31 protein-coding genes and 2 pseudogenes are annotated in these 25,751 nt (G+C 60.3%); 17 read left to right on the top strand and 16 right to left on the bottom strand.

Annotated features, from left to right (window positions below; genetic code table 11):
• Positions 1 to 117, bottom strand: a 117-nt coding sequence (locus tag EN786_RS39335; RefSeq protein WP_135908707.1) for a low affinity iron permease family protein, incomplete at its 3' end; no start/stop codon positions are given.
• Positions 118 to 511: 394 nt separating this feature from the next.
• Between EN786_RS39335 and EN786_RS27130 the strand changes: the two genes are divergently transcribed.
• On the top strand, positions 512 to 748 hold the full coding sequence (locus EN786_RS27130; RefSeq protein ID WP_127308789.1) for a DUF982 domain-containing protein: 237 nt from the start codon (positions 512 to 514) through the stop codon (positions 746 to 748).
• 80 nt (positions 749 to 828) lie between these two features.
• Positions 829 to 1,137: a hypothetical protein gene (locus EN786_RS27135; protein ID WP_127286522.1), complete on the top strand. Its 309-nt coding sequence runs from the start codon at positions 829 to 831 to the stop codon at positions 1,135 to 1,137.
• A 167-nt stretch (positions 1,138 to 1,304) separates the two neighbouring features.
• Here EN786_RS27135 and EN786_RS38740 read toward each other — a convergent pair.
• From EN786_RS38740 to EN786_RS39495, 4 genes and pseudogenes are all read right to left on the bottom strand, one after another.
• Positions 1,305 to 1,879, bottom strand: a pseudogene (locus tag EN786_RS38740) (hypothetical protein); the annotation flags it as partial.
• Between the two features lie 1,387 nt (positions 1,880 to 3,266).
• A complete protein-coding gene (locus EN786_RS27145; protein WP_127286521.1) occupies positions 3,267 to 3,530 on the bottom strand; it encodes a hypothetical protein in 264 nt (87 codons plus the stop codon).
• A gap of 52 nt (positions 3,531 to 3,582) precedes the next feature.
• Positions 3,583 to 4,089, bottom strand: a complete 507-nt coding sequence (locus tag EN786_RS27150; RefSeq protein WP_127308749.1) for a ferritin-like domain-containing protein — start codon at positions 4,087 to 4,089, stop codon at positions 3,583 to 3,585.
• 59 nt (positions 4,090 to 4,148) lie between these two features.
• Complete coding sequence (locus tag EN786_RS39495) at positions 4,149 to 4,355, bottom strand: KGG domain-containing protein (protein ID WP_210212273.1); 207 nt, start codon at positions 4,353 to 4,355, stop codon at positions 4,149 to 4,151.
• Between the two features lie 1,282 nt (positions 4,356 to 5,637).
• Here EN786_RS39495 and EN786_RS27170 point away from each other — a divergent pair.
• From EN786_RS27170 to EN786_RS27180, 3 genes are all read left to right on the top strand, one after another.
• Entirely contained in the window at positions 5,638 to 6,093 is a 456-nt protein-coding gene (locus EN786_RS27170) for a hypothetical protein (protein WP_245478076.1), read from the top strand.
• Positions 6,094 to 6,243: 150 nt separating this feature from the next.
• Positions 6,244 to 7,068, top strand: coding sequence for a Ku protein (locus EN786_RS27175; RefSeq protein ID WP_127308790.1), 825 nt, complete (start codon positions 6,244 to 6,246; stop codon positions 7,066 to 7,068).
• Positions 7,069 to 7,122: 54 nt separating this feature from the next.
• Positions 7,123 to 7,437: a hypothetical protein gene (locus EN786_RS27180; protein WP_127284513.1), complete on the top strand. Its 315-nt coding sequence runs from the start codon at positions 7,123 to 7,125 to the stop codon at positions 7,435 to 7,437.
• 43 nt (positions 7,438 to 7,480) lie between these two features.
• Here EN786_RS27180 and EN786_RS39500 read toward each other — a convergent pair.
• Positions 7,481 to 7,641 (bottom strand): annotated as a pseudogene (locus EN786_RS39500) (exodeoxyribonuclease III); the annotation flags it as partial.
• A gap of 72 nt (positions 7,642 to 7,713) precedes the next feature.
• Positions 7,714 to 7,836: a hypothetical protein gene (locus EN786_RS39340; protein WP_281033857.1), complete on the bottom strand. Its 123-nt coding sequence runs from the start codon at positions 7,834 to 7,836 to the stop codon at positions 7,714 to 7,716.
• A 225-nt stretch (positions 7,837 to 8,061) separates the two neighbouring features.
• Between EN786_RS39340 and EN786_RS27190 the strand changes: the two genes are divergently transcribed.
• Complete coding sequence (locus EN786_RS27190; protein ID WP_245478077.1) at positions 8,062 to 9,021, top strand: hypothetical protein; 960 nt, start codon at positions 8,062 to 8,064, stop codon at positions 9,019 to 9,021.
• Here EN786_RS27190 and EN786_RS27195 read toward each other — a convergent pair.
• The 3 genes from EN786_RS27195 to EN786_RS27205 form a co-directional block, all read right to left on the bottom strand.
• Positions 9,005 to 9,298: a hypothetical protein gene (locus EN786_RS27195; RefSeq protein WP_127308751.1), complete on the bottom strand. Its 294-nt coding sequence runs from the start codon at positions 9,296 to 9,298 to the stop codon at positions 9,005 to 9,007. The genes EN786_RS27190 and EN786_RS27195 overlap by 17 nt on opposite strands.
• Positions 9,299 to 9,504: 206 nt before the next feature.
• Positions 9,505 to 10,776 (bottom strand): phospholipase D-like domain-containing protein, encoded by a 1,272-nt coding sequence (locus EN786_RS27200; RefSeq protein WP_246688760.1) that lies wholly within the window; start codon positions 10,774 to 10,776, stop codon positions 9,505 to 9,507.
• 73 nt (positions 10,777 to 10,849) lie between these two features.
• Entirely contained in the window at positions 10,850 to 11,176 is a 327-nt protein-coding gene (locus EN786_RS27205) for a low affinity iron permease family protein (protein ID WP_127308792.1), read from the bottom strand.
• A gap of 503 nt (positions 11,177 to 11,679) precedes the next feature.
• Here EN786_RS27205 and EN786_RS27210 point away from each other — a divergent pair.
• Genes EN786_RS27210 through EN786_RS27220 form a run of 3 tightly spaced genes read left to right on the top strand, consistent with a single transcriptional unit; the run spans position 11,680 to position 13,826 of the window.
• On the top strand, positions 11,680 to 12,735 hold the full coding sequence (locus tag EN786_RS27210; protein WP_189340176.1) for a glycosyltransferase family 2 protein: 1,056 nt from the start codon (positions 11,680 to 11,682) through the stop codon (positions 12,733 to 12,735).
• Positions 12,710 to 13,402 (top strand): class I SAM-dependent methyltransferase, encoded by a 693-nt coding sequence (locus EN786_RS27215; RefSeq protein WP_127284508.1) that lies wholly within the window; start codon positions 12,710 to 12,712, stop codon positions 13,400 to 13,402. The genes EN786_RS27210 and EN786_RS27215 overlap by 26 nt, the downstream gene beginning before the upstream one ends.
• Entirely contained in the window at positions 13,395 to 13,826 is a 432-nt protein-coding gene (locus EN786_RS27220) for a GtrA family protein (protein WP_127284518.1), read from the top strand. The genes EN786_RS27215 and EN786_RS27220 overlap by 8 nt, the downstream gene beginning before the upstream one ends.
• A 13-nt stretch (positions 13,827 to 13,839) precedes the next feature.
• Here EN786_RS27220 and EN786_RS27225 read toward each other — a convergent pair whose 3' ends face one another.
• Together EN786_RS27225 and EN786_RS27230 are read right to left on the bottom strand one after the other, a co-directional pair.
• A complete protein-coding gene (locus EN786_RS27225; RefSeq protein WP_245478079.1) occupies positions 13,840 to 14,385 on the bottom strand; it encodes a hypothetical protein in 546 nt (181 codons plus the stop codon).
• 64 nt (positions 14,386 to 14,449) lie between these two features.
• On the bottom strand, positions 14,450 to 15,607 hold the full coding sequence (locus tag EN786_RS27230) for a hypothetical protein (protein ID WP_127284506.1): 1,158 nt from the start codon (positions 15,605 to 15,607) through the stop codon (positions 14,450 to 14,452).
• Positions 15,608 to 15,836: 229 nt separating this feature from the next.
• Between EN786_RS27230 and EN786_RS27235 the strand changes: the two genes are divergently transcribed.
• The 4 genes from EN786_RS27235 to EN786_RS27250 all read left to right on the top strand — a co-directional run bounded on the left by EN786_RS27235 (position 15,837) and on the right by EN786_RS27250 (position 18,709).
• Positions 15,837 to 16,367, top strand: a complete 531-nt coding sequence (locus tag EN786_RS27235) for an inorganic diphosphatase (protein ID WP_127284505.1) — start codon at positions 15,837 to 15,839, stop codon at positions 16,365 to 16,367.
• Between the two features lie 165 nt (positions 16,368 to 16,532).
• On the top strand, positions 16,533 to 17,447 hold the full coding sequence (locus EN786_RS27240) for a hypothetical protein (protein ID WP_127308753.1): 915 nt from the start codon (positions 16,533 to 16,535) through the stop codon (positions 17,445 to 17,447).
• A gap of 50 nt (positions 17,448 to 17,497) precedes the next feature.
• Positions 17,498 to 17,929, top strand: coding sequence for a hypothetical protein (locus tag EN786_RS27245; RefSeq protein WP_127284503.1), 432 nt, complete (start codon positions 17,498 to 17,500; stop codon positions 17,927 to 17,929).
• A gap of 171 nt (positions 17,930 to 18,100) precedes the next feature.
• Positions 18,101 to 18,709, top strand: coding sequence for an alpha-ketoglutarate-dependent dioxygenase AlkB (locus tag EN786_RS27250; RefSeq protein WP_127308794.1), 609 nt, complete (start codon positions 18,101 to 18,103; stop codon positions 18,707 to 18,709).
• Between the two features lie 19 nt (positions 18,710 to 18,728).
• On the opposite strand, the gene EN786_RS27255 is transcribed toward EN786_RS27250, so the two are convergent.
• Positions 18,729 to 19,742 (bottom strand): ATP-dependent DNA ligase, encoded by a 1,014-nt coding sequence (locus EN786_RS27255; protein WP_127308754.1) that lies wholly within the window; start codon positions 19,740 to 19,742, stop codon positions 18,729 to 18,731.
• A complete protein-coding gene (locus EN786_RS27260; RefSeq protein WP_127308755.1) occupies positions 19,736 to 20,167 on the bottom strand; it encodes a GFA family protein in 432 nt (143 codons plus the stop codon). The genes EN786_RS27255 and EN786_RS27260 overlap by 7 nt, the downstream gene beginning before the upstream one ends.
• A gap of 699 nt (positions 20,168 to 20,866) precedes the next feature.
• Between EN786_RS27260 and EN786_RS27265 the strand changes: the two genes are divergently transcribed.
• The 4 genes from EN786_RS27265 (at position 20,867) to EN786_RS27280 (ending at position 24,184) form a co-directional block, all read left to right on the top strand.
• A complete protein-coding gene (locus EN786_RS27265) occupies positions 20,867 to 21,322 on the top strand; it encodes a hypothetical protein (RefSeq protein WP_127308756.1) in 456 nt (151 codons plus the stop codon).
• Positions 21,319 to 22,539 (top strand): Nramp family divalent metal transporter, encoded by a 1,221-nt coding sequence (locus EN786_RS27270; protein ID WP_127308757.1) that lies wholly within the window; start codon positions 21,319 to 21,321, stop codon positions 22,537 to 22,539. Before EN786_RS27265 ends, EN786_RS27270 begins: the two co-directional genes overlap by 4 nt.
• A complete protein-coding gene (locus tag EN786_RS27275; protein ID WP_127308758.1) occupies positions 22,539 to 22,898 on the top strand; it encodes a hypothetical protein in 360 nt (119 codons plus the stop codon). Before EN786_RS27270 ends, EN786_RS27275 begins: the two co-directional genes overlap by 1 nt.
• A gap of 440 nt (positions 22,899 to 23,338) precedes the next feature.
• Positions 23,339 to 24,184, top strand: a complete 846-nt coding sequence (locus tag EN786_RS27280; RefSeq protein ID WP_245478085.1) for a cytochrome c — start codon at positions 23,339 to 23,341, stop codon at positions 24,182 to 24,184.
• Positions 24,185 to 24,223: 39 nt separating this feature from the next.
• Here the strand turns inward: EN786_RS27280 and EN786_RS27285 are convergent, their stop codons facing one another.
• Positions 24,224 to 24,640 carry a c-type cytochrome gene (locus EN786_RS27285; RefSeq protein ID WP_127308759.1) on the bottom strand — a complete coding sequence of 139 codons (417 nt, stop codon included), beginning with the start codon at positions 24,638 to 24,640 and terminating at the stop codon, positions 24,224 to 24,226.
• Entirely contained in the window at positions 24,633 to 25,478 is an 846-nt protein-coding gene (locus EN786_RS27290) for a cytochrome c oxidase assembly protein (protein WP_245478086.1), read from the bottom strand. Before EN786_RS27290 ends, EN786_RS27285 begins: the two co-directional genes overlap by 8 nt.
• Positions 25,479 to 25,751: the final 273 nt, after the last annotated feature.

Genomic DNA, 25,751 nt, shown 5'->3' on the forward strand with positions numbered 1-25,751 from the left:
AAACACAGGGCCAGTTGCCGCCCAGGTCAAAACCGATCCCAAGCAAAGAGCGAACGCCCACGGCCTACCTGTTGCGTGAGCGACTGCTTCCGCCATTCGATTGAACCTCTTTTCCATGACACAAACCCTGGATGATGATGCGCAACCAACGTTGGTTTAGGGCACCAGTTCCCACCGATCAGAATCGCGATCGCCGGCAACTTTTGCCCGCTTGCCGAGTTTGTTTCCTGAGGGTTTCTAAAAGGAAGAGTGTCACCATGGAAGCGACACAAACTCAGCCAGCCGCGGTAGGAGCCGGGGTGGAACGCAAGCGCTGCGCCGACATAGTCGACCTGCAGGCCTTACATTTTGAGCGAAAGAAAATCTTCCCGGTAGCCAGGGCGCTGAAGGCGGTGGCGCAAGAAATTCGCGGGGTTCAATCTCCGCCCCCGATGTGAGCCCGCTGCTCCCCGGCAGGGCCGATAAGCGCGATGACCGGCTGGCAAGGCGGCGCTTCTATTCTCCGGTCTATGTGAGAGCCGCCCCGGCGGACAGGCCTTGTGAAGTTGGCCACGTCCAGGAAGCGGCCGAGCAACTCGTCAAATGGCCGAAGCGGGGGCCCGGATGGCACAAGGCAATGATCCTTTGCCTGTCAGCTCTGGAGGGCGATCCGATTGATCCGCAGGTCATACGCCAAGCCTTCGAAGCTGCGGCAAAGGAGGCTGGGATGTTGCTTACTTCCGACCCACGTAATGGCAGCCGAGATTAATTCGCTTTCCCCGGAACATCTCATCCATGAACCCTGTTTTCTCCTTACAGGTCCTTCGGCGATCTAGGGAGGATAAGCTGATGAACGTCGCCAACTTGCAACTTGAAGGCCTTCTTATGTCCGTAGCGTCAATCAACAATCTGCTGGTTCACAAAGGGGTTCTTTCGATCGACGAAATTGACCGCGCCTTACAACATGCCGAGGATTCGCTGTTGGACGACGCACGGCTTTACGAGGATATGTCCCCGTCAAATCGCGATGCTGTGTGTTTTCCGCTGAGATTGCTTCAGTTGGCTAACTTGGCTCAGTCGGAAACAGAGATTCCGCCATTCTCCGAACTTGCCAGAATGGTGGCCGAGCTCAAGCAGCCCTATAACGAAAAAGGCTAGCTCCACGACGTCGCCCCGTTCGTGCCGTTCGGGGCAAGCGCCTTCTGATTGCACATAGCATCGCCCGCCGGCGCTTGGTCAGCGGGCAACTTCGCCTTCTCTATGACTGCCCCTTTCGTCACCGAGGTAGCTCCTGGCAAGCGGCCTAAGGCCGCGCAGCGCACGCTTTCGCATTCGACTTCATCCGGCCCGTATGCAGGCGCATCCGGGTTGAATTCGCTCCATCCGCTGGCCTCATACTCCCGAGGGCGTTCAGACACGTCAACCGAACCGTCCTGCCCGAGGATGCGCTCGGCTTCCGGAACGGAGTTCATCCTGGACTTTGGCAGTCACAAGTGTTCCGCCGCGTCTGATGTCTTCGGCGTAGACGTGAGCATCCCGCTCTGGCACCCCGGATTCGGTGAGCGCGCCCATCATCCCGCCGGCCGCTCCCCAACTGCGGCGCCGCTACCGCGCCGGCTGCTGTGGCGACGAGCCATCCAGCTGCAACTACAGGTCCCGTGCCTGGGATGGTCATTATGCCAAGACCCGTCAAAAGACCCCCGGCTCCCCCGATAGCCGCGCCTATGCCGGCACCGCCTGCTGCATCGTCTGCAACGTCAGAGGGTTCGCCATCATACCAATCGGCAGAGTTGTTAGCCACGAGAGTGATATCGGCCGAGGAGACTCCGAACGCATCCAATTCGCCAACCGCGTCAGAGGCGTAGGCATAGTCGTCGGACAGTCCGGTAGGGATTTTCATTTTTCTCTCCATCGCGTTCCTTGGGTGCCGGCAAACACGCTGCCTGATAATCCAGAGCGACGCTTGTGGATTGCCCGTTCTTGGCGGTGGCCTGACCGCGCCAGATACCTTGGTTGTCTTTAGGTCGGCCACGTTCGAATACCCGGCGCTTTCGATCCGGGCGTTGGCCTGGTCCTCCGTGAAGCTGTTGGCGCCAGGCACGGGAGACGCTGTCGACGGGGTGCTCGATGTCTTTACCGGCCGCCGGGGTTGTCCCGCCCCAGCCGCGGAATGTCGATCATCTCCTTTTGCATTTTCAGCGTGGGGAGCGTTTCTTGGGCGATGTCTTCAGTGCAGCGTTGTCGCCGTCTGCCGCGTAGCTTTAAAATAGGCCGACAGCATCGGAATGAGCCTTCTGCTGCGGCGCTTTGCTCCAGGTGAATGGAGTAAGGCAGGCGGGCAACAGGGCCACGTGCTCACGCTGCAGATGTCCCCGCGTGCACTACGATCCCGCCGCGGACGGCCCGAAAGTGAGAATAATCAAGAGGGCGACAAAAAGCATCGCGGCTATCATGGCACCCCACATCAGGATATTTCCGGTGCCGCGTTGCTCCGGGGCGCGAGACAGGTGTTTTGCCATTGGATGCGAACCTCAGTAAAATCATCTCTCAGCAACGTGCCTTCACAAGGGCTGGTTCCCGGCCGCTGCACCGCATCCCAAGTGGGGCTGAGGTCTTGTTCCGAAGATTCCGGGGCGCGGCCGGAACATTAGCGGCTTTGAATTAGTTAGGTCCTTGCGTCGGATGAGGCTGCTTGGAGTTCGGCGTAGGCTGGTGGGGCAAAAACATCAGCCGCGGCCCGCGCTATCGGTCCTCCGTAGCGCGGGCTTTTTCATGCCGCTGGAACAATGCGGCCACCTCGCAGTTTTCATGGTTGGCGGTGCATTCCAGATCACAACTCCGTGGCGCCGCCCGGAAACCTAGCCGAATGAAGCCCGCTCCGGTCCCCTCCCGGTGCGGGCTTCATTCAATATGACGCGGCCGGGGCCGACTGAGATGGCGATTGACGGCCAAGACCCATTCAGAACTAGACCAACGAATGGAGCGAACGAGTAGGGCAGCGCGTGAAATTATCGAAATGGAAGCAGCCGCGCGCGCTTAGAGGACGGGTTAAAGGATTTGCGCGAAGCAAAACATGCCACTGAGCGACAGCCTGTGAGGAAACCCAAAGACGGCCGACTAGCATTTAGGAATCGAGATCCATCCGCCGGTGTCTCGGCTGCTCATGCCAGACAACCTGTCGCAGTCGCGCCAGTCCACTGCTTGACCCCAGAGGGGACATTTGTGGAAATGATCGCCGGCGCTCAGGTCGCGCGCCGGCAACCGCCGCTCAAGATCGGAAAGCTTGGTCATTTTACGAAGACGGGGGTCTGCCGTCGTTCGTCCCATTCGCGAACGCTTTCATCATCGTCGCTCCCCCGGATCTCTTCAGCAACTGACGACAGAGCCCGTGAAACATTGAACAGGTTTAGCCGTTCAAAGGCGCGCGCTCGTTGCTGCAGGATCATAATACATCGTCGACGTTCAGAGACGGCTTCGGTCACCGATGCGACTGGTACCATCGCATCGGCTGGTTGTTCTACATGGAAGTTGGATTGCATCGGAATGGTCATCGTAGCACCATGCGGCTCCGGACAAGCACCGGAGCCGCTTGTTGAGAGCTGATCAGGCCGCTTGCAGGGCGCGCTCGTTGGCGTCGCTCTCGCCCAAAGCGCTGAGCGCTTCGTCGGTCGCCGTCTCTTCTTTGAGGGTTTCGCGCAACAGCGGGATGGCATCCTTCATGCCGAGTTGCTCCGCCCAGGCGATGAGGGTCCCGTAGCGGGCAATCTCATAGTGCTCGACCGCCTGTGCGGCGCCTACAAGGCCCGCATCGAGGGCAGGCGCCCCCTTATACTCTTCGAGCACCTCCGAGCCCTCTTCGAGAATGCCGTCGATGGCGGGGCACGTCTTGCCTCTGGCAGGTTTGCCAAGTTGCTCGAAAACCTGTTCGAGCCGTTCTACCTGGCGTTCTGTTTCCATCCGGTGTTTCTCGAAGGCAGCACTCACCTGCTCGGATTCCGCTGCCTTTGCGAGCTTCGGCAATGTCTTCAGAATCTTTTTTTCCGCGTAGTAGAGATCCTTCAGGCCCTCCACGAACAGCGTTTCCAATCCCTTTTCCGATTTCATCGGCATCGCGCTTTCTCCTTCTGAATGACTAAGAAAAGCGGCGCCTCAGAGCGCCGCTTCCTCTATCAGGACTGACCACCTTTGCGACCGGCTTCCGAAGCCTTCTCGCGGTCGTCAGCAAAGTTGCCGCCGCCGCCGCGCTGTTGGCCGCCGCGTTGCTTGTCGTCGGCCTGCTGCTGACCGCTGCCGCGACGCTGATCCTGATCGTCGGCGGATTTCCGGCTCTGTCCTGTCTTCTCATGCTGTTTGCGACTTCCGCCTTGGTTGGCCATGTCATTCTCCTGTCTTGGTAAGATTTTCCTAACCATACTCAACTGCGGCCATCGCGCTCTGTTCCGGCGGAAATATTTCGTGATTGGTATCGAAATGATTGACCTACGACAGCCCGGCCACTTATTGGGTTGGTCCCGCATTTAAAGGCGACCGGATCACCGGCTCGAGGTCATGTGGGAAGTCTGGAGCATCGACCGGTATGGCATCGGCTTGGCTTCTTTTCCGATTGGTCAGCGCTGGGAGCAGATCCGCCACCTCTTCCCAGATAACTCTGATAAGCTCACTCATCACTGGACCTACACAACTGCGGATGAACGCGTTGCCTAAGGGCCCGGTTCCGGTTTCAGCATTCGCCCCCTAATGGCCGAGCGCAGCACCGGGCGCTATGTCGGGAGCGGCTTCATCGCCTTGAAAAAGGGCGCGAACGGAAAGGCTGGGGCAGCGCGTCAAGGAGCATGACCCCGCCCAAGGGTACGAAGCGGCGGCGACGCAGCTGATCGGCCGTATGAAGCTTTGCGCGGCGAGGAAGACCTGCGGCATGCCTCACTGCGGGATTTCGCGAGGAGGTTGGGAATGAGGCGGCGTGGGCCGTCTCTGCCTCATTAAAGATGGGCAAAGGCAACGAAAATGCCTCTCGCCGGTTCAGAATCGACATCTCCCACCAACGCGGCCTTGCAAGCGCGAAGCCGCTTTCTGTTCCGGGCTGTTGCCGCACGAATCGCTGGCGACCGTGTTGAGTTGACGGGGAAAGCCCAGTACGACCCAAATGCGGGCCGACTTTTCGAAGGGTTTGGACAGCATGGGTGACCTCCCGGCAGCCTAGGCGAGCGCTCCGCCGCCGCAGCCGTGATTGCCGCTGACCATCCAAGGCAAGGCGGTGGTCACTTCCTCATGGATTCTAGCCGGCTTAGGCGAGCGCGGGGCCACCCTCCTCAAAGGCATACCTTGCGACGTGGCCAGACAACGCGCAGTGTAACGGGCTCCGGCAACCCTCAATGCTGGTGTATGGCCCGGCCTGCCCGAATCCTGTGTCACAAGATGAAAAGCAGACCGGGCTATCGCTCAACCCTGAGAGATCCCGAACCGTCTTCAACAGCGTCTCATGTAGCGCGTGCGTCGATCGGCAATGATCGCATTGCGGCGATATCAGCAGATCGACGATGCTCTTATGTGCAAGCCCTCCGCGGCGCGCAAAATTGGCAGTTCTTTTTCTTTGTCGGCGGCCTTGTTCAGTCTGGACGCTATCTGAGGAAGCGCTAAATCACGCCAATGACACGTTTCTTGCTGAGCCTCGTATCGATCCTGTTTTTCAGCACGCTTCTTCAGGCGCAAGCGTGGCAGCCTTTCGGCGTCAGGCAGTTTGGCTTCACATTCGATGTGCCGCCGGGCTTTGTCTTGACCCAACGTTCGGACCAGGGCGCGGCTTTTCGGGGCGCAAACGAAGCCTTCCTCGCCGTGTGGGGTGCCAGGCTCGGCAAGGCCAGTTTTCGGGCCGAGATCAAGCATCGCATGGTCGAGGACGAAAAGGCCGGCTGGAAGCTGACGTATCGACGCGTCACGCCCCGATGGGCCAGTTACTCGGGCATCAACAATGGCCAAATCCGATATGTCCGTGCCATTGCCATCTGCGATGACCGTGCCGCGCTCTTCACCATCAACTACAGCAAATCCGAAAAAGTCCCCTACGATCCGGTTGTGGTCCGCATGGTGCGATCCCTGAAGGCAGAAGGCTGCTGAGCTGAGTCCGCTGATGAATTGTCGGCACACGGGTTTCATCTCCGCGTTTCGCTCGATGCCCTCGCGAGACTGCCAAGTCGAACCTGCCGCTTGGAACATATCCAGCTCCTGAGTATTTCGGTAGAACTCAAAAAGAACGAGGCAACGACCATGACGGCGCCGCGGGCAGTTTGGAAAGGATTCCTGAAAGTTGGTTCGGTCTCCTGTGGCGTGAAGCTGGTCGGGGCGACCAGTGAAGCCTCGAAAATCCATTTCAAGATTCTGAACAGAAAGGACGGTCTTCCGGTAAAGAGCGCCTACGTCGATGAGGTGACCGGCGACATCGTCGAGGCAGAAGACCAGACGAAGGGATACGAGGTCGAAAAGGGGGAATTCATCGAAGTTCCGCCCGACGACATCAAGAAGCTCAAGCTGACGTCCGCCCACACCTTGGAGGTCGAGGAATTCGTTGCTCTCGACGACATCGACACGCGTTATTTGGAAAAACCTTACTACGTCATCCCTGCCGATGGCGCGGCTGTCGAAGCGTTTTCGGTACTGCGAGAAGCCATGGCAAAAAAGCGCGTAGCGGCCAGATCCTGTGTGGTGCTTTACCAGCGCGGGCGGGAAGTGGTGATTCAACCCTTCGGCAAAGGCATGCTGCTTACAGAGCTGCGTACCCATGACGAAATGATCCCGGAAAAGACCGTCTTCGACGATCTGAAGAGTCCTAAATATGATCAGGACCTGCTCGAGATCGCCGGCCTGCTGATCGACAAGAAGGTGACCAAATTCGATCCATCGAAATTCGAGGACACCTACGAGGATGCGCTCGTTGCAATGATCGACGCAAAGCGCAAGGGCAAGAAGCCGCCGAAACCGGCACCAAGGCCCAAAGAGAACGTCGTCGACCTCGCGTCGGTGCTGCGCAAGAGCCTTGCCAAGGAAGGCATCGAAACAGGCCCCAAGGCAAAGGCAACCCGCAAGTCGGCATGAGGGAACTTGCCGCTGATCAGCGGGTTGATCCTCATGATCTTCAGGAGCTGAGCTATGACAGGCGATGAAAACCGTCGCGAGACGGGTGCCAGGAAATATCCGGCGTCGAAAGACGCCGATCCATCGGATGATTTCGCGCAAGAGGCGGCGGGCAACAAAAAGCCGCCGGGCGGGATCGGCCTAACGAGGCCAACCGGGCAAGGGGACGACAGCTCCCATCGGTCCGCCCGCCAGAATCCAGGGAAACAGGCGACCCCGAGCCCAGCAACAGAAAAGACATCTGGAGCCGGCCCTGCGATCTCGGAACATTCAAAAGACGCAAAGGCGCCCAAGACAGGTCGCCAACCAGGCGCTTACGTCAAAGAGTGAGCCATGAACGTCAGCGGCGAGGCGACCAAATGTTCGGATGCTTGGAACTTTTGGCGTGCCAGATCGCGCCGTAGCCGGCCCTTCTGATCGCATCGACAGGAAATTTGTCGTCTGATGTCTTCAACTCCTGAAGGCAAAGGACGTCATACTCGGTTTGACCCAGTCACTCCAGAAGAACGGTAGCCGGCCGTTGACGCCATTCAGATGAACGTTGCGATGCGCGTCATTCGAACTCTACCATCTGGACCTGAGACTGTCATCTCGAGAACGGGAAGCTCATTTTTCGTCCTTGTAGGATTTGGCGGCTTCATCGATCTTGCGCCAATCATGTCCGTACCGACGCACAAGTTCTCGCGCCTGGGCTGGCGACACATTCTGGGTTTCCACAATATGTTTCACCTCTGCTTCCTCACCTTTCAGCGGCCGAGAACGAGGTCTTCTCGGCCGCATGGGGGCTGTCCCTGTTTCATCGCGTCTCGGCATGGTCTCACCTTTCCGAGTTAACCGCCGAATGTGGGGAAGGTTTCACCGCGCTTCGCAGAGCTTGCATACGTAGGGCTACACTTGTCCTCCTGCCGCAGGATCGTTTGAAGTTTGTGAACCTGCTGGCTCGGCCGGCGTTCAATGCATGGAACCGTGATCCCGCAGGGAGCGGAAAAATCGGACGCTGGTCCCATGCCACAAAAGCCGCATACTCCCGGTGCCGAAGCGCGCTTTCCCTTCGACAGGATGGCCGTCGAACGGTTCCGACAGGCTTTTCCGCGAGCGAGGTGGAGCGACGGGCGCAAGAGTTGGTTCGTTCCTGGAAAGACGGCCGCCGGGCGGATCGACCGTTGGCTGGAAAAAGAGGCAGCAATGCTGGCGGTTCACGGCGACAGCAAGGGACGCGACGCCTTCGCCTTTGATCCAATATCAAGCCCATACCTGGAGGTGTCCGACGACCTCCGTATTCGAACGCCGTATTCGAAGACGGTGATCGAGGAACTGCGAACAGTTCCCTGGGCCAGTTGGGACGAGGAATTACGGACCTGGCGAGTGCCGTTCCGTTCTTTTGAAGAGCTACGACGCCGTTGGCCCAGAATCGAAAAGGCCGCCCAACAGGCGGAACCGGAAGAAAGGAAACGACGACGAGAGTCTGCCAGAAGCTCTGATGCTCACAAGGCCGCTCAACTGCGGAATGCCGAACGCCGCCGTCATCGCTATCCACTTCCAGCGGAACACCTACCGCCCGTTGGCAAGCCGGTTGCGACAGAAGAATATGGCATTGTCGTTTTCAGCGAAGTGTCCGGTGAACTCGTCGAGGCGGAAGATTTGACCGCCTCCTATCCAAACGCGGCGTGCGCAAACGCGAGCTACATTTGGGGCAGGTGGCGTTCGGCCACGCTGTCCGAACTGATCGCCACATGGCCAACTCGCAGTGCGTCAAAAGCGGACAAACGTTTGAGGTGGTGGCAACCGACACTTCCCGAACTGAGAGTTGCTCGCCGAAACGCCCGCAGCATGGAACGCAGAAAACAGACTCGCGACCTCAGCAGGTTTGCTGACTTGGGATGTGCTTCGAGAGTGCTCAACCAGAACGCATGACACCGGGCTCTTCGATAGGTGCCTTGCTGCTGGAGGATCGCGGTCCGGAAGTGTCACGCACTAGATCGGAGAAATTGACGGTTGCCACCAGATAGCCTGCCGCATCGTAAACCTTGATGATCGAGCCCGATTGGGCAGCGCCGGCAGGGTCCTCGGCGACGAGTGCGGCGTGAGCCATTTCCAGCGCTCTCGGGCTCGCCAAATCGGCGCTGGAGAGTTCTTCCTCGACTATCTTGGTCTTGCCGAATTGGATCGTCTCAAAGCGGAAAGTGGGCATGGGAAATCTCCTGTCCCCCATGCAATGCTCAGGACGGCGTAGCGTTCCAGCAAAGGCGATCCGCCTCCACCAAACCGGGTAGAGCGCGAGCAATCCGCACGCGCCTGCAAAGGGGGCGCCGCTGTGCCGATGTTGGTCGAGAAGGCGCCGACGAGTTTCCCATCCGGCCATGTTCTATATGCGCAGGGGCAGGATCACAACGTCCCTCAAAGTTGAGAGCGTAGCCGACTGGCAAACCAGTCCGTGATCTTTTCGGTCAGGGGACGCGCTTCCCATTCGTCCCAACTGACTTGCCTTGATCGCTGAAGATCCTGGTTGAACAAGTCGATCTGCGTCCTTGCGAAATCCTTTCCGTAGACGTTCAGCGTGGCTTCGTCATTTAGCCGCAAAGAGCGCTCGTCCAAATTGGCAGAACCAAAGCTTGCCCAGACGTCGTCAACGATCAAGAGCTTGGGATGATACATGGTAGGCTGAAACTCGAAGATCCGCACACCCGCTCGGAGCAAGTCGCCCCAGAAATAGCGCGAGCTCTTTCGAGCCAGCGGCACATCCGTCAGCGAACTGGGCACAATGACGTCTACCGATACCCCGCGCCTCCTGGCATCCAAAATCTGCTGGAGGGCGATGTCGTCCGGCACGAAATAGGCCATTCCGATACGCAAATGATCCTTGGCGGCGGCAACGGCCGCCAACATCATCAGTTGCATGTTCTCCGAGCCGTTCGGCTGCGAAGAGAGTATCAGCTGAGCGCTAAGCGCACCCGCGGGTTCGGGTGGCGGGTAGAATTTCGCACCCAGCAAGGTCTCGCCGGTTGTCTCCAGCCAATTTTCCGCGAACGCCGCCTGAAAAGCAGAGACCACTGATCCTTCTACCCGGTAGTGCGTATCACGCCATTCATTGGGGTTGCGGGCGTTGCCAAGCCAGTTATCTGCAATGCCGACGCCGCCGGTAAATGCGACGCGCCCATCGACAATGAGCAATTTGCGATGCGTCCGATTGTTTACCCGGTCCAACGTATACCAATAGATGGGCCGATAGCGTTCGAACGCAACGCCGGCTCTTGTCATGATTCGGATCAGGTCTTCATCGAATGGAAGGCTTCCGACCCAGTCAACCAGCACACGGACTTCAACTCCATCTCTGGCTTTAGCGGCCAAAGCTGTCGCGAACTTGTAGCCGACGGCACCCGACCAGTAGATATAGGTCTCCATATCAATGGTGGACCTGGCCGCGCCGATCGCCTGCAACATTGAAGGAAAGATCTCATCTCCGTTGACCAAGGTTTGCACTGCGTTCGAATTGGAAAGCTGCCCTTGCGAATACCCGCTCATGCTCGTGGGAAACTGGGGGTCTGAGGCGTCGAAACGGTGAGGCACGATGGCTCGCAAGACGCGAGGTTCAGGGATCAGGTTTATGACAAGCAACGTGATCAAAACAGCGATCAACGCAACGGCCACATAGCTCAGAAACTTGAGCAAGCGTGCGAACCTTCCGTCGGACCCGATCGCTTTCCCGCCTGCCAGAAACGCCACGAGACCGGAAGGCCGCACGTCAATCTCCCTGCTGTTTGCGAACGCGATGTTTTTCGATTTCCTCAGGTTCCTGATCGTCAATCCGGGTGATGTTTGAAGCCGAGCTATTTGATCGCAACATCTCATCCAGCTTGGCGTGGATTGCCTGAGTGTCGCGATGCTCTGCTCGCTGGATGAACAGCGTCATGGCCCAGGTGAAGAGAGTAGCCGCCCCATGCCAATTCAAACTTTGCCGATCGAATACCACCCAAAGAATGGAATAAACCAACAACACCAGGAAGGCGGCAGGACGAGAGGTTAAGGTGCCGATCGAGGTGAGCAGGCTCGTGATTGGGTGATTGGCCATCACCAAGAACTTTCGACTGTGACGCAAGTTCCCGCGCGACCTGAAGGTCGGGGGGCAAGCCACCCCCGGTGGATGCCCCTTGCGTTGATCTGGCGCGCCGATCCGCGATCGCTCTGCAATCCGGGCAGCTCTGCTCGAAGGTTTCGAATGGATGCGCTACGAAGCGGCCTCGGCAGACCTCTACGGCACGTCCTCATGGTGGCGCCTGCCAGGCACGGGTCTTCAAGATCACCGCAAAGCTCGACATGCGCGAGACGCGCCCCGCGCAACTCCTGACCGAAATGGCGTAGCAGCTCATGGGCGCCGCCTTTGTCGAGCTTCGGATCCGCGAAATAGATGAAGAAATAGGCAGTGTTACGAGGCGATTATTCGAGCGCCGCAGGGGAGGGCTGGCCGGTTGCATCATTGGCTGATCCCAGAAGGCTGGCAAATTAGCGATTTCTGATGGACCTAGGGAACTTTGTGGCGGGTGTTCCATTTTCAACCGCATGCGAGACGCTGTGATGCACGGCATTCGGACGCGCGCAAACGCGCAGTCCCCGCGCTACTCATTGGTGCTGCCGATCTACAATGAGGAGGAGGTGCTGCCCCGGCTGGTCGAGCGAATAAGCCTGCTGGTGGGTCAGCTGGACTCAGAGGCGGAGGTCATCTTCGTCGACGATGGAAGCCACGACGGAAGCGTGAAATACCTTCGGCGCATGGTCGCTGCCGAGCCGAGCTTCCGGCTGATCGAGCTTTCCCGCAACTTCGGACACCAGATCGCCATCACGGCCGGGATGGAGGCGGCGGCGGGCGAGGCCATCATCGTCATGGATGCCGACCTGCAGGATCCGCCGGAGGTCGTGCTCGACCTCGTGGCGAAGTGGAAGGAAGGCTTCGAGATCGTCTATGCAAGGCGCACCAGGCGCGAGGGCGAATCCTGGTTCAAGCGTATGTCCGCGAGCCTCTTCTACCGCGTTTTGGAGAAGATGACGCCGGTCGAGATTCCCCGCGATGTCGGCGACTTCCGCCTGGTCGGCCGCAAGGCGCTGGAGACCTTCAAGCGCATGCCCGAGCACGACCGCTTCGTCAGAGGCATGTTCGGTTGGATGGGATTCAAGCAGGCGGCTGTGTCGTTCGAGCGACCGGCGCGCACGCTGGGCGAGACCAAATACCCGTTCTGGAAGATGGTGCATCTTGCGGTCCACGGCATCATCAGCTTCTCGGAAAAACCGCTGCGTCTGGCGCTTTGGGCGGGATTGGTCGTTTCCGCCCTGGCCGTCCTTTTCGGCGCTTACGCCATCTTTGCATGGCTCTTTGAAGCGGGCGTCCTCGCCGGCTGGACGTCGACCGTGGTCGTCGTGTCGCTGCTCTGCGGCATCAACCTTTTCATGACCGGCGTTGTCGGGCTTTACGTCGGCAGCATCCACGCCGAGGTCAAACGCCGTCCCCTCTACGTGGTCGACAGGCTGAACGGCTTCGGCCGCTCGGTGCGCGTCGCTTCCGGTGACCGGCGCACCTCGTTTCGCAAGGCAGAGAACGGGGTTGCGGCCGATGTCCGAACACTTCGACAGCTATAACACCAGTTACCGCGATGTGGTCGAAGGCTCGATTCGGTTCTCAGGCCTTCAGCATGATTTCTTCCTCGCAGCCAAGGCCGACCTTTTGCGGCGCGTGGTCGTCGAGCGGCACCTTCGCGCAGGTGGGGCGGAGGTGCGTGCGCTCGATGTGGGTTGCGGCATCGGCGCGCTCCATCCCTATCTCGAAGGCGCCTTCGATCGCCTCGAGGGTTGCGATGTTTCGCGGGATTCACTGGCGCGCGCCGCGCGCGACAATCCGCATGTCGGCTACAGCGCCTGCACCCATGGTAGCCTGCCTTATGAGAGCGGCGCCTTCGACTTGGCCTTCGCCAGCTGTGTCGTCCATCATGTGCCGCCCACATCCTGGCTCAATTTTTTCCGCGAGATGAGGCGTGTGCTGCGGCGGGGCGGCGTTGCCTGCATCATCGAGCACAATCCCTTCAATCCGCTGACGCGCATGGCGGTGCTCCGCTGCCCGTTCGATAAGGACGCCGTCCTGCTTGGCACCCGCAAGGCGGCATCGCTGTTTCGAGAAGCAGACTTCAGAAATATCCGGTCCGAGCATTTCCTGTTGCTGCCTTCAGCAAGACCCTTTGCCAGGAAAGTCGAGCGCGCGCTCGCAGCCCTGCCGCTCGGAGCACAGTACGCGTGTGTCGCTTATGCCTGAGCACCGCTTCACCGCTGGCGTGAAATTCCTGGCGCGCTTCGGATCGGTCGGCATCGCCGCGACGATTCTCTACGCTGTCCTGGCTGCGGTCTTCGCCCGGGCGGACCTCGGCTTCACGCCGGTGCAGGCTTCGCTCGCCGCTTATGCAGCAGCGGCACTGTTTTCCTATCTGGCGCACAAGTCCTTCAGCTTCATGTCGGCCGGATCGCATCGCTCGGAAGCCCCACGTTTCCTGCTGCTGACGGCGACCGGCCTCGGCGTCGCCTATGCTGCGCCCAAGCTCTTCACGGTGATGCTCGGCCTGCCGCTTTTCGTCCCCATACTGCTGACCTGCCTGATCATCCCGGCGCTCAATCTTATCGTGCTCGACCGCTGGGTCTTTGCCGGGCGGGAGCCGACCGAAGGGGCGAACCGTCCTAGGTGAATGTCGCTTGCGCCTAGAGCGCATCCAGCCGAAACGAGATCAGCTTGATCGACCGGTTGTATATGTTGCTTGCCGCCGGACTCTGCGCGATGCCGTCGGGATAGTCGAAGAACAAATCCAGCCTGCCGGTGTCGGCCAGGGCTGCCTGGGGAATGACGAAAGCCACCGTCATCGGTGCCGCGCCCGAAACTGTCGCCGGATGCAGCCTTACGCCATTTGCCGATATGACGATCCTCTGTGTGAGTTGGGGAGGGCGGATGACGGCGGCCACCTGCAGCGTGGCCAGAAGGCCGCCACGGACGGGGGGCAGCGCCAGGCGAAGGCGCGAGGACTCGCCTAGCGAATGGGTGCCGTCCGCCACCGGACCCGACCAGCCGCAAACCCTCATATCCGAGGTCTGTCTGGCGCCATCGGACCGGAACGATATTGTCCTGCCCGGCGTGTAGCTGCCGATCGCGTCGCGGTTGAGGCACGTCGTCGTGCGGTCGATGTAATAGGCGCGGTAGTCGCCGTTGACGTCGGGATTGAGGGCAAGCGTGAGGATGGCGAGCTCGGACAAGGCAAGGGCGGCCGCCAGACCGTAACCGCCAAGTGATACAGCGGACCTAGGGGATCGCAGCGCTTCAGACCAAGGCAAGATAGCCTCCGATCCACGCCACCGTCATGAAGTAGCAGGCGGCGAGGAACAGCGCCAAGGCCCCGACGAAGGTCAGCTTCGACGCTGACAGCAAGACGGCTACCAGCATCGCCAGCGGCGCGAGCCCGACGACGTATCTGACCATCGAGGCCAGGTTCGTGGTCAACGGCAAGATGATGCTGACGGCGCAGAAAAGGGCCGCGCCATATTGCCTGCGAGCCCCGAGCACCAAGCAGAGCGCCAGGCCGGCAATTGCCGTCATTGCGCTCCATTGCGGCGCCGTGGGCAGCCAGCCGGCATGGTAGGACAGGCCGTCCCACAGGAACAGCAGCGGATTGCCCGCCACGCGCCCGAAAGCGCGCTGGATGTGGAGGAAGGCAAAGCCGTCCCCGACCGTGAGATAGAGAAAGAGCATGTAGGCGAACAAACCGGCGGGCGAGATGAAGATGGCGACCAGAAGGTCCGGCCGGCCGAGCAGCCAGCGAGGAAAGGCGACGATCGAACCGCCCTTCGCGCGATACTCCTCGTACATGTGGATGACGGTGGCGAACACGGCTAGCACGCCAACGAGCCGCGTTGCCGACAGAAGCGCCGAGGCCACCCCGGCGGCGAGATAGTTGGAGCGCTTGAGCGCTAGGAAGACGCACGAGGTAAGCAGCACGAAGAGCGGTTCGCTGAGGAAAGTGGTGAAATGGAACGAGAACGGGCCACTGAGCAGGAAGGCGCAATAGAGCACGTAGGCGCGCATGTTCTTCCCCACGAGCGGCCATGCCACGAGGCAGGCTGCGTAGCTCAACGCCAGCGACGTGATCGTCGCGATCAGGATCGTGGGGAAGGGCAAGACGGATCGGATCGCCGCCACTAGAAGCGGATAGAGCGGGAAGAAGCCCCAGCGCCCGACATTGCTTGCGTTCGGAATTGGGAAGCGCTCATAGCCCTTTTCGGAGATGTCGACATACCAGGCGCAGTCCCACCTGCAGAGCGCCTGAGCATAGGCCGCAAAACCTGTATCCGACGATACTGAGGCAAAAGCCGCATAGCGAATGACAAGGCCGCTCAGCGCGAAGAGCAGCGGCACCGCCACCACAGTGACTATCATGATGCGAATGCCGATATTCGCACGCGCCGCACCTTCAAGCGCCACGTATGTCTCCACCGTCCGCTCGGCCCGGCAGCCGCGTATTCGGTAAAAGCGACTGCGGGAATTTTGGTTCCGCGGCAGCACGCAGCCGGCTCGGCGATGAGCCCGCTCGGCGCCTGAGCGCCCATTCGCCCCAACGCGTCGGACTGCGGCTGGGCTCGCGCTGCCCTTCGGAACATTCGTCGCGTCTTGAAGTTCCAACCGGAGCAACCCCCCGCGATAGAGCATCGCAATGCCCGATTATCTGAAGCTGCCAACCACGACGAATGGGCTTGTCAGAGTAGTGATTGAAACACCGCGTGGTGCGGAGGCGAAAATCGCCTACGATCGCGCAACCCGGACCTTCGGTTATGTCCGCCCCTTACCGGTCGGGATGACTTATCCCTACGACTGGGGCTTTATCCCTTCCACCTTGGGCGATGATGGCGATCCCCTCGACGGGCTGGTCATCCACCAGGCGGCTTCCGCTCCTGGCATCGTCATCAAATGCGACCTGTTGGGTGCATTGCGTGTCAAGCAGAAAGACTCCGGTGGCGAGCCCTTGCGCAACGACCGCTATGTCTTCTCTCCACATAGGGAAGATGCTGCCGAACCGGTTGCGGCGGATCGTGTGCCAGATGACCTGCGGCGCGAAATCGAGCAGTTCTTCCTGTCGTCCGTGCTGGGGACGGGCAAGACCATCAAGTTCAAGGGATGGCAGAATGCCGACGAGGCGCGCAGGGCGATCAGGAAGGGCATGAAGGCCTTTGCCGCCTGTAAATGACCCGGCTTACCGCCAACGGAACAGAAGACCTGCAGCGACATTGTTAGTTCATCACACACTAACCCACAGGAGGCTTCTATGGGCCGCGGTATCTTGCTCTGGCTGCTCGGCATTCCCATTCCGATCATCATTCTCATCATGCTGTTTGCGCGGTAGGAGGCTCAGATGGAGGCAACACTTGCGACTTCCGAGGCCTCTGCACCGACAGAATCCTCATCTTCAGCAGTGAACTGGGGGCCAATCATTGCCGGCGCCTTCGCCGCTTCGACCCTGACAGTCATGCTCCTGTTGTTGGGCTCCGGCCTTGGGCTGAGCATGGTTTCGCCGTGGTCCGGTGCCGGCGCGTCGGCTACGACATTTGCTGTGTCGACCGCAGTCTGGCTGGTGGTCGTGCAATGGCTGTCATCTGGCGTCGGTGGATATCTCACGGGTCGGTTGCGCACCAAATGGGTGGGGATTCATACCGATGAAACCTACTTCCGCGACACAGCTCACGGTTTCCTTGCCTGGGCACTCGCCACGCTTCTTGTTGCGGGAGTTCTCGGCTCAGCGCTTTCGGCGGCATTGGGTTCTGGAGTGCAGGCAGTTTCGACGGTCGCCGCGGGCGCCGCGACCGGGGCCTCGGCCGGTGCCGCAAGCAAGGACGGCTCAGCATTCGACAGCACGTCCTACTATGTGGATGCCTTGTTCCGCCCCGCCGACCTGACCAAGCCCGTCGACGCCAATCCGCAGAACGAAGCTGCAGCCACCGCGCAGGCGTCGCGCATCCTGCTCGCGACTGCTGCGACCGGCGGTGAACTTGCGGCTGACGACAGCGCCTATCTGACGCAACTCGTGGCCGCCCGCACCGGGCTTCCGCAGGCCGATGCCAAGGCTCGGGTGGATGCAATGATGGCCAAGGTGAAGGAGGCAAAGATCAAGGCCCAGCAGGCGGCCGACACAGCCAGGAAAGCCGGCGCCACCTTCGCCCTTCTTGGCGCCCTGTCCATGGTGGTAGGCGCCTTTATTGCCAGCGTCGCAGCGGCGCTTGGCGGACGCCAGCGTGACGATGAGGAGGCCACTTATTTGGCCGACCGATAGGCTTGTCGCGAAAACCCCTTGGGTGAATGCTCGATCAACAGGAGCTGATTATGAAACACCAGACCCTCGAACAACTGCAGGCGATCGCCGACATCAAGCCGCTGGCGCAGAGTCCCGTTATGACCCGAAGGCAACGGATCGAGCGTTGGGCGGAGCTGCTCGAGCGGCACCCCGGCCGATGCCTGGGCGCGCTTGCTGGCACCGAACGCCTGCGTCTGGACGCCCGCCAGGCCGCACGAGCCGATGGATCGCCAATTTCAGTTGCCTTGGAAGATCCGCTGCTGAAAGCCGCGGGACTTAGAAACGACACCTATGGAGAGGCCCTTCGCTTCTTCGAGCTCAGCGATTGGCAGTTGCACGAAATCGTCTGCAGCTGTCATGTCGGCGCCACCATGCAAGGCAAATGGGCCGCCGCCAGGGTGCGCAGGACCGTCAATGGCAGCCGCTTCCTGGCTTGGTTGAGGACCCTCCTCTTGCACTGAGTACTGCCGCGCTTGCCATTCAGGCGGCGACCGAAAGGGCAGCGCGGCCAGGCACGGCCGCCGACTGCAAACCATGACGCCTTGGCATCCACGGCACGGGGGAACGTTAGTATGCGGATCCGCCGCATCGTAGTCCTTGCGCTCAGGGAGCAGCTTCACCAGCTATTGTGCATGCCATCTCTAAAATCCAAAGCTCTGACCGGCGTGAATCTTGATCAGCCCGACCTGTTCGCCGCGGCCGATGATCTGCCAGAAGGGTTTCGCTATCAGGCGAACCTTGTCACGGCGGATGAAGAAGCGGACCTGCTGCGCCACCTTCAGAGGCTCCCTTTCCAGCCCTTCGATTTCCATGGCCACCTGGCAAATCGGCAGGTGATCGGTTTCGGCCTGCGCTACGACTACGATCGGCGCCAGGTGGTCGAGGCGCCCCCGATACCAGATTTCTTGATGACGCTAAGGCGCAAGGTAGCGACTTTCGGCGGGTTGCCGGAAAGCGCTTTCGAGCAGGTTCTGATCAACGAGTATCGACCGGGCGCGGGCATTGGCTGGCATCGCGACAAGCCGCATTTCGAGACGGTGGCCGGCGTATCTCTTCTTGCTCCCTGCAGCTTCCGACTCCGGCGCAAGAACGGCACGAAATGGGACCGCAAGACAATCATTGTCGAGCCGCGGTCGGCTTACCTCTTGAGCGGCCCGGCGCGCGATGAATGGGAGCACAGCATCCCGCCCCTGACCGAACACCGCTATTCGATTACTTTGCGAACCTTGCGCAACAAGTGAATGCTCGATTGCTAGGCCACTACTCCATCTGCTCGAACGTGCACTGGCGCGGCGCCTTGTCGGGCCGCCAGCGCAAGAGCCTGGTTCCGTGCCGGAAACGGGCGCTGGTGATATGGTCGAAGCGCACCTCGACGACCAGTTCCGGCCGCACCGGCTCCCATTCGCCGCTGCGTTCCGTGCTCCAGCGGCTTGGCCCGCCCGGCGCCTTGCCTGTGAAGCCGGGTCCGCCGCGCAATTCCTCCAGCTTCACGGTGACCGCCAGCCGCTCTTCATTGCTGATGGTCGAGGTGAAGCCGACATGGTCGAGCAAGCCGTTGTCGTTATAGAGGCCCAGCAGCAGCGACCCGACCTGGCGCTTGCGGTTCAGGTAGCGGAACCCGCCAACCACGCAGTCTGCGGTGCGCAGCCGCTTGACCTTGACCATCGCACGCTCACCTGGCCGATAGGGCTCGTCCAGCATCTTGGCGACGACCCCGTCGGTCGAACCGTGGCCAGCACCCTGCAGCCACTTGTTGGCCTCGGCGATACTCGTGGTTGCCGACGAAAGTCGCAGCGCCTCATTCTCCGCCCTGGTGACAAAATCTTCGGTTGCCGAGCGCCGTTCCCGCAACGGGCTTTCGAGGACGATCTTGCCTCCGGGCGCGGAGAGGATGTCGAAAAGAACTATCCGCGCAGGCGTTTGTCTGCTCAGCTTCCGGATACGGCTCTCTGCCGGGTGAAGCCGCATCTGCAGCGCGTCAAACGATGCGCGTCCTTCGATCTCGATTATGATCTCGCCGTCTACGACGAAATCCTGTGCTTCGAGCTCGCCCAGAAGCGCCGTCAGTTCGGGAAAATAGCGGCCAAGCGGCTTGCCGGATTTCGCCCTGAGATCGACCGCCTTTCTTCCTTTGAAGGCAAGGCAGCGAAAGCCATCCCACTTGGGCTCATACTGCCAGATGCCGTTGCCCTCTGGCAGCGTGTCGGCAGTCCGGGCTTCCATCGGCGGCGTGTCCACAGTGAGCGGAAACTCATGATCGGATTCCGCTACCATCGCTCTTCCGTGTCGTGATGCGGCAAGTCAACGCCACAGCAAACCCAGGCAAGCCGCTGCGAGGACCCGTAATTGTATTGCGGTTCCAGACCTTCAGGATTGTCAAAGGTTCCGACATGCAGAGCGACTTCGCCCTCGGCGGCGGCGTAGGAAAGGGTCAACGGAGAACCGCATGCTCCGCAGAATCCCCTCCGGGCGATGGGCGAAGATGTGCGATAGGCAGGCTCCTCGCTGAGCCATGACAGGTTGGACGAGGACGTCCAGGCCAACACGGCGAAGGCGCTGCCGGTCGCGCGGCGGCACATGTCACAGTGACAGTAGTGAACGCGCGGATCGCCAGTCACTCGATAACGGATACTGCCGCAAAGACATCCACCTGTTCGTTCGACGGCGGCGGTCCGGGAGGCAATCTCGACTGTGTCCATCTCGCTTGAACGTTCGAACGGAAATGTGGTTTCCGTCCTATGGTCACATCGAGACCCATTCCATTGTGATGTTGGCGATGGAATCGGAAAGCATCGCCCGGGCGGAACCGCCGTCGACCTATCTCTCCACTGAGGTCGTTCCTGTCAGCTGAATTTATGAGACGAGGCGGAACCTTCGCGCCCCGGCAGCTTTACACTCCATGATGAACCAGGAGAGGCCAAACGCAAGCCTGGGATGCGACTTGATCGTCCCGCATTTCCAACCTCGATTGCGACGATGCAGGAGACCGGCGTTGGTACGAGGGGCGACGCCAGCGTGGAAAGGCATATGATGCAGTTCTTCGTATTTCTTCACGCCGTGGCCTCTCGTCGAGGGGACGGACTCCACCCCGAACTTGTGCATCTTTTCAGACAACAAGCTGCATTGTCGGCGCCAGGCGTTGTGTCGTTGCGGCCCCTTGGCCGAGGTAGAAGGGAGCAGGCCGGTCCCAATCCACACAGGCTTTCGAAATGCACCCTGCCTAGCGATGTCATACCCTTCCCGGGAGGCCGAAATCCTTAGATCGGGATTCGTGATGTCCCTGATAGCCAGCTTCAGATCCGATCAGATGGAGCCGCACCATGCACCCCTTGCCCATCTCTGAATGCTTCAAGCAGACACCATCCAAACTCGGGCTGGCCGGAGGATAATGCGCTGCCATGCCGCTGACTGTAGGCATTGTCGATGACGACTGCTATCGGGTTTGCCGCTCATGCCTGTTGTCGACTATGCTCGCCTTGGCTGCCTGTTCGTCGTCCGGACCCGTCGAGCAGGAATCAAAAATCGCGGCGTCGGCTTCGCAGACAGCGGTGATGGTCATGGACGCCTGGGCCGCCGGCGCGGCTCCTTCAAACTATGCATCGGCCACATTGCAATCGACGGCCGAGGCGCTTGTCGAGGTCGGTCGTCAGATAGAATCTGACAATCCTCCTGAATCCCCCAAGCGGCGCGAGGTCGTAACGGCAGTCGGTCAGCTGTCGGCTGCGGCCAAGGACGCTCAAGCGGGGGTAGAGGCTGGCAACCTGCGGCAAGTGAGTCAGGCGCGGCAGGAACTTCGGGCGGCCGCGGCGAACCTGGCCGCCGCCTATGCCAAATATTTCGCGCCGAAATCATGAAGAAGCTGCTCGAAATCTCGCTTGGTATCGTCACCAGCGTTGGCGGCTTTCTTGAAGTCGGATCAATGGCGACAGCCGCGCAAGCCGGCGCCACTTTCGGCTTGCGGCTGATCTGGGCAATCCTCCTCGGCACCATCTGCATCATCTTCCTGGTCGAGATGGCGGGCCGGTTCGCGGCCGTCAGCGGCCACACGATCGCCGACGGAATCCGCGAGAGGTTCGGCTTCAACACCTTCCTATGGCCGTTGCTGGCCACCTTGCTGGTCAATTTCATGGTGATGTCGGCAGAGATCGGCGGCGTTGCCATCGCCGCTGACCTTGCGACAGGGATCGGCTTTCAATGGTGGGCAATACCCGTGGCATTCCTGGCGTGGCTGTTCTTATGGAAAGGCACCTTCGGGTTCATCGAGAAGGGCGTGGCGGTCCTCGGTCTTGTCACGCTCTGCTTCGTGGTCGCGGCGGTGATGCTGAAGCCGGATTGGAAACAGGTTGCGGCTGGCGCCGTGCCGAGCTTGCCGGATCATGATGCGGCAAGCTACTGGTTCATGGCAGTCAGCATTCTGGGCGCGTCGATATCCCCCTACCTCTTCATGTTCTATTCCTCGGGCGCCGTCGAGGACCACTGGGACAAGACCTATCTCGGCACCAATCGCGCAATTGCGGGCCTCGGCATGAGCTTTGGTGGCACCATCTCGGTCAGTGTGCTGATCGTGGCCGCGCTGGTCTTAGGCGCGCACGGCGTAACCCGGATAGACGATTATCATCAACTGCCACTGCTGCTGATCCCGGTATTCGGGTTCTGGGGCTTTGTCCTTTTTGTCGCTTCGCTTGCCATAGCCTGTTTCGGCGCGGCGCTCGAAATCGCCCTGCAGCAGGCCTACCTCGTCGCGCAAGGCTTCGGCTGGACGTGGGGAGAAGACAGGAAACCACGCGAAGATCCCGGCTTCTGCAGCGTCTATACGATCTCGCTGCTTCTTGCCGCCATACCAATAGGCCTTGGCCTCGACCCGCTGAAACTCACGATCTTCTCCATGGCAGTCACGGCAGCCAGCCTGCCCCTGACCGTGGTGCCATTCCTCTTCCTGCTCAACGATGAACGTTATGTCGGCGACCATCGCAACGGCATGATTTCGAATGCCGCGGTGATCTTCGTCATTGCGCTGGGTTTCGTCCTTGCCGTGGTGGCCATACCCTTGCAGATATTCGGAGGCTCGTGATGGATCTGCTGCGCGATCTACTGGACAAACAGGTCGTCGACCGCAGGCAGGTCAAGATCGGAAAGGTGGACGGATTGGTGGCCGAGTTGAGGCACGGCAAACCGCCCAGGATCGTCGCGGTCGAGCTTGGCTCGATCACGCTGGCGCGCCGCCTTGGTTCGCGACCGGGACGCTGGATGGCCTGGCTCGCGGCAAGACTTGGCGGCGAACGCCATGCCGAGCCGCACCGCATAGCGTGGAAGAAGGTGCGAAATATCGGTGTCGACATCGAAGTCGACGTTGATGTGCGGCGGACGGCGATCTTCGATTGGCAGGACTGGCTGCGCGATCACATCATCGGCCGCATCCCAGGAGCTTGACCATGGCCTCCGTCAACCTCGAACATCTTGCCGGTCGAAGGGTGCTATCGCTACGCGGCAAAAGCGTCGGTCACATTGAGGAGATACGCGCCGAGCGTGATGGTGACGATCTCGTCGTAACCGAATTCCACGTCGGCATTTTCGCTGCTTTCGAGCGCCTCTCTGCCTCGGCAATTGGCGTCGCGATGCTGGACTTGTTTGGCTTGCGCCACCGCGACTGCCTGTACCGCATTCCCTGGGAGAAGCTCGATATCTCCGATCCAACCAGACCTCGGCTGCGATGCACCCTCGAGCAACTTTCTCATATGAAGGCGGGAATTGACGGCAAGGGCAAGGCATGGTCGTCCAACAGCTTGCGGCACGTCATGGCGAGCACAGTGTGGAAAATTGCTCTCACAGTTTTCCTATGTGCAAGCGGCGTTGGTACGGTCTTGTGGTACATGACCGCGGCGCAGCCCCCTTTCTCGAACCAGGATCAGCAATTTGAAGGCCCGGTCGATGTCGCGCACGGTGAGCTCGTCTTCGCGGCAGGGGATTGCGCTTCCTGTCATGCGACACCGGGGCAATCCGATCGCCTAAAGCTGGGCGGCGGGATGGCGCTCGCTTCACCATTCGGCACCTTTCGGCCTCCCAACATATCTCCCGATCCGGTGGATGGCATCGGCGCATGGACCGTCACCGACTTGGCAAATGCACTCCTCGGCGGCGTGTCGCCAGAGCGTCAACACTACTACCCTTCTTTTCCCTACACGAGCTTTACCAGCATGACGGCCGAGGACGTCAGGGACCTCCACGGCTATCTCAGGACGCTTCCCAAGGTTTCGGGGCGTGCGCCACCGCATGATCCCGCGATCCTGTTCGGCATCCGGCGGTCCATGGGCATTTGGAAAATGATGTTCTTTCGCCAAGGCACGACCTCTGCGCGCCTCGACGGAGATCCCGTGCATGATCGCGGCGCGTATCTCGTCGAGTCCGTCTCGCATTGCGCTGAGTGCCATTCGACCCGCAACGCTTTTGGCGCCATCAAGTCGGACACTCGATTTGCCGGTGGCATCGATCCTCAAGGAACGGGATTCGTGCCAAACATCACGCAGCACAGATTGAGCGGATGGACAGAGAACGACATCGCGACGATGCTCAAAACTGGGGAAACGCCCAGCCACGGTCGCGTCGGATCCTCGATGGCCGATGTGGTGACGAATACGGCAATGCTGCCTGACAGCGATCGCCAGGCGATTGCACGTTACATCAAACGTCTGCCACCGATTGCCACGCCGCGCCCTTGAAGCATTCCAGGGAAAGCATGAAGTGACATTTCATCCGCTTCATTGTGCGTAGAGATACGCTGCGAGGTCTTTGGCTTCCTGTTGCGAGATACCGGTCGCCGGCATCGCAGTCCGCGGGGAGAAGCTCCGGGGCGAAACGATCCATGCGACAAGGTTGTCGGAATTGTTTTCCAGTACGCCCGCGATGTACAGCCGCTTCGACAGCCCAGTGAGAGGCGCGCCTGTCTGGCCGTCGGCTCCCGGTATCCCCTCAATAGTGTGGCAGCCGGAGCAGCCGTATCGTCGGAAGATTTCCGGTGCGCGTGCGGGATCGCCGTCGGTGATCGCTTTGGCTACGGCCGCCCGGCTGTGGTTGTCGCGCGCGATATTGATTGTGGCAAAAGCGGCCGATGCCGCGACGAGGGCAATGCCTATTAAGGCGGCGCGGCCTGAGAGAGTTGTCGGCAGGTCAGGCATTTTGCGCCCTTCGTTCACTCGATCCCAGAATCCAGAGCGCAAGCATCGCCATTGCCGCCACCGCATAGATCGTGCCGGCGGGCACCCACATGATCATGCCCGCCAATTGCTGGTCTTCCAGAGGCGTCAGCCCCCAGGCCATGGCGGTCCGGGTCTGCGCGATGTAGAGCACGCGTGGAGCGAGAGCGATCAAGGCACCCAGAATACTCGTGTGAACCATGGTCGCGAACAGGTGCCAGGCCGAGGCGCCGTAATCACTCCGCCAGATCATCGCCCACCAGAACAATATCGCTGTCACAAAGAAGCAAAGATGCTGGACGCGATGCAGGGCAGTGGTGGTGACGGCCGCGTCGAACAATAGCGGCAGGTGCCAGGCCCAGATCGCGAAGCCATGAAGGATGGTCGCATTCAAGGTGCCCGTACACCAGTCCCACGGACCGCGAACCAGGGGCGAACACATCCCTGATGCAGCCACGCGACGCGCTCGTCCTGGCAGCCCCCACATCAGGATGCCAACCGGGCGCGCAAGCACGATCAAAGGTGCCGAGACGGCCATGACCATCTCGTGCTCGATCATATGGAATGTATAAAGGTGCTCACCTAGCCAGTGAAGCGGCGACAGCAGCGCCGCCGCCAGTGTCAGCCAGCCGCTACAGTAGAGCAAAGCGCGCATGAGCATGCCGCCGGGTTGCCGCGCGCGCCGTGCCAGCCTTGTCACGCCCGCTCCGTAGAGTAGTGCAAGCATCGCAAGTGGCACGACCATCCACGGATCAAACGTCCAGGGATAGCCAGAACCATGGGTCTCGTCGCCGTGCGCCATTGCCGGGGAAGCGATCATGAAGAAGAACAGTATGCGGATCAGCGCTGGCATGGGTCGAGCAGCATCGTGGCCGCCTCCTGCAACGACAACGCAAGGACAAACGCCAGTGCGACTAGGAAACCTGCGTCAACGACAAATCGCTTCGATTTGACCAATCCGTTTGACGTCACCCGAGATGCGGCGACGCCGGCGACCGACGCAACGAGAAGGATGCCGCACAAGGCGGCGGTCCAGGAAAAACTTTGCCGGCAATCGATGTAGGGTGTGATCTGCCCAAGCTGGGTGCTGAGC

This window comes from Mesorhizobium sp. M4B.F.Ca.ET.143.01.1.1 (genome assembly GCF_004792275.1).
In the GTDB taxonomy this organism is placed as follows: Bacteria; Pseudomonadota; Alphaproteobacteria; order Rhizobiales; family Rhizobiaceae; genus Mesorhizobium; species Mesorhizobium abyssinicae.

Coding starts and splice junctions, on each gene's coding strand:
- EN786_RS27270 (WP_127308757.1), top strand. CDS start 21,319: ATGAAGAAGCTGCTCGAAATCTCGCTTGGTATCGTCACCAGCGTTGGC.
- EN786_RS27180 (WP_127284513.1), top strand. CDS start 7,123: ATGACAGGCGATGAAAACCGTCGCGAGACGGGTGCCAGGAAATATCCG.
- EN786_RS27250 (WP_127308794.1), top strand. CDS start 18,101: ATGCCATCTCTAAAATCCAAAGCTCTGACCGGCGTGAATCTTGATCAG.
- EN786_RS27135 (WP_127286522.1), top strand. CDS start 829: ATGAACGTCGCCAACTTGCAACTTGAAGGCCTTCTTATGTCCGTAGCG.
- EN786_RS39495 (WP_210212273.1), bottom strand. CDS start 4,355: ATGGCCAACCAAGGCGGAAGTCGCAAACAGCATGAGAAGACAGGACAG.
- EN786_RS27150 (WP_127308749.1), bottom strand. CDS start 4,089: ATGCCGATGAAATCGGAAAAGGGATTGGAAACGCTGTTCGTGGAGGGC.
- EN786_RS27235 (WP_127284505.1), top strand. CDS start 15,837: ATGCCCGATTATCTGAAGCTGCCAACCACGACGAATGGGCTTGTCAGA.
- EN786_RS27275 (WP_127308758.1), top strand. CDS start 22,539: ATGGATCTGCTGCGCGATCTACTGGACAAACAGGTCGTCGACCGCAGG.
- EN786_RS27265 (WP_127308756.1), top strand. CDS start 20,867: ATGCCGCTGACTGTAGGCATTGTCGATGACGACTGCTATCGGGTTTGC.
- EN786_RS27175 (WP_127308790.1), top strand. CDS start 6,244: ATGACGGCGCCGCGGGCAGTTTGGAAAGGATTCCTGAAAGTTGGTTCG.
- EN786_RS27195 (WP_127308751.1), bottom strand. CDS start 9,298: ATGCCCACTTTCCGCTTTGAGACGATCCAATTCGGCAAGACCAAGATA.
- EN786_RS27245 (WP_127284503.1), top strand. CDS start 17,498: ATGAAACACCAGACCCTCGAACAACTGCAGGCGATCGCCGACATCAAG.
- EN786_RS27285 (WP_127308759.1), bottom strand. CDS start 24,640: ATGCCTGACCTGCCGACAACTCTCTCAGGCCGCGCCGCCTTAATAGGC.
- EN786_RS27210 (WP_189340176.1), top strand. CDS start 11,680: ATGCACGGCATTCGGACGCGCGCAAACGCGCAGTCCCCGCGCTACTCA.
- EN786_RS27290 (WP_245478086.1), bottom strand. CDS start 25,478: ATGATCGCTTCCCCGGCAATGGCGCACGGCGACGAGACCCATGGTTCT.
- EN786_RS27240 (WP_127308753.1), top strand. CDS start 16,533: ATGGAGGCAACACTTGCGACTTCCGAGGCCTCTGCACCGACAGAATCC.
- EN786_RS27215 (WP_127284508.1), top strand. CDS start 12,710: ATGTCCGAACACTTCGACAGCTATAACACCAGTTACCGCGATGTGGTC.
- EN786_RS27260 (WP_127308755.1), bottom strand. CDS start 20,167: ATGGACACAGTCGAGATTGCCTCCCGGACCGCCGCCGTCGAACGAACA.
- EN786_RS27190 (WP_245478077.1), top strand. CDS start 8,062: ATGCATGGAACCGTGATCCCGCAGGGAGCGGAAAAATCGGACGCTGGT.
- EN786_RS27280 (WP_245478085.1), top strand. CDS start 23,339: ATGACCGCGGCGCAGCCCCCTTTCTCGAACCAGGATCAGCAATTTGAA.
- EN786_RS27255 (WP_127308754.1), bottom strand. CDS start 19,742: ATGGTAGCGGAATCCGATCATGAGTTTCCGCTCACTGTGGACACGCCG.
- EN786_RS27205 (WP_127308792.1), bottom strand. CDS start 11,176: ATGGCCAATCACCCAATCACGAGCCTGCTCACCTCGATCGGCACCTTA.
- EN786_RS27220 (WP_127284518.1), top strand. CDS start 13,395: ATGCCTGAGCACCGCTTCACCGCTGGCGTGAAATTCCTGGCGCGCTTC.
- EN786_RS27145 (WP_127286521.1), bottom strand. CDS start 3,530: ATGACCATTCCGATGCAATCCAACTTCCATGTAGAACAACCAGCCGAT.